Source organism: Mesorhizobium sp. M7A.F.Ca.CA.001.08.2.1 (assembly GCF_003998455.1).
GTDB classification, from domain to species: domain Bacteria; phylum Pseudomonadota; class Alphaproteobacteria; order Rhizobiales; family Rhizobiaceae; genus Mesorhizobium; species Mesorhizobium ciceri.
In genome coordinates this window covers 1-1467 of record NZ_RZPW01001115.1, presented here as the reverse complement: position 1 = coordinate 1467, position 1467 = coordinate 1, and the positions used below count along the sequence as shown (strand labels likewise).

Below are 1467 nucleotides of genomic sequence, written 5' to 3'. Positions count from 1 at the left end.
GGAGCCCGATACGGCGAGGTTTCCAATGTTCCGTATGTTCCAGGTAAGACCTACGCTGCTGCCGGGCAGCCAGCCCGTTGCGGGGCTTACGACAATGTCGGTGACTTCGAGATCGGGGGCGGGAACGGCCTCTTGATTTGGGATGGGGATGGGTGCCGAGACAGGCACGTGGAAGATGCTGAATGTGTACGACGCAGGCCCAGAACCGTAGACGTAGCCCTCGATCGCCAGCGTGTAAGTCCCGGTGAACGCCAGCGCCTGGACATCTTGGTCGCCAAAACCGTTGAACCAGACCTGCCGGCCGAACGGATCAATGAGGCGCCAATAGACGGTGCCACCGCTGCTGTTCTGTTGGTCGAAGAAGATCTTCTCGCCGGCCTGTGCATCGAAGTGGTAGAGCGCCGTCTCCGTGCCGGTCGGCAGCGTGCCCGACACCGGCGTGCCCGAGACGACCGGCACAGCCGTCGCGACATCAAGCAGCCGGAAGCTGTAGGGGCCGGTCGTGTCGAGATTGCCGTCGACAACGAGTGTATAACTGCCCGCCGACAGATCGAGCACCGGATTGCTGGAGAAATAACTCCCATCCGAATAGTTGAAGTATCGAGCGCTCACCTCCTCGCCGCGCGGTCCGATCAAGCTCCAAGTCAGGTTCTGCAGCGGATCATTGGTTAGGTTGTCGAAATAGAGCCGCCTAGCGTTCGCCAGATCGAAGGTATAGCGGCTTTGCTGGCCGGCATGCGCGATCGCTCCGTCAACCGTCGCGCCGACCGTCAGCGCGGCTATTGTGTCCTCGACCTTGTGGATCGCAAAGCCGAAATCCACTGGGCTCGCATTGGATACATAGCCCTCGATCGCCAGCGTGTAGGTGCCCGTGAACGCCAGCGCCTGGACGTCGACGTCTCCAAAACCATTGAACCAGACCTGCCGGCCGAACGGATCGAGCAGTCGCCAGACGGTGCCGCCGCTATCGCTTTGTTGGTCGAAGAAGAACTTTTCGCCGACCGTGGCATCGAAGCGGTAGAGCGCCGTCTCCGTGCCGGTCGGCAGCGTCCCCGACACCGGCGTGGCCGAGGCGATCGGCGTCGCCATTGCGATATCAAGCAGCCGGAAGCTGTAGGAGCCCGTTGATCCGCTGCCTTGCACGCGCAGCTGATAGGTGCCGGGAATCTTCAGCGTGATAACCGGATCACTTCCGAAATTCGCTGCATCTGAATTCGTGAAGAAGCGAGTGGCTACCTCGCCCTGTGGCCCGATCAGGCTCCAGGTCAGGTCCGAACTGTTCAGGGCATCGAAGAGGAGTTGCGTCGGTTGAGTGACGTCGAAGACGTAGTTGTCCTCTTCGCCCACCGTGTCGATCGCACCCGTCGTGGTGGCACCCAGCACAAGAGGCGTTCCGGTCGGAGCCGGCAGGTCGACATGGCCCTCGGACGTGACATTGAAGGTGTATTGAAGTGTCCCGTTCTCCCC

1 protein-coding gene is annotated in these 1467 nt (G+C 61.2%); it reads right to left on the bottom strand.

Translation table 11 applies throughout. The annotated features are described in order from the left end of the window. On the bottom strand, positions 1 to 1467 hold a 1467-nt coding region (locus EN914_RS38550; RefSeq protein ID WP_164779163.1), incomplete at both ends, for a hypothetical protein.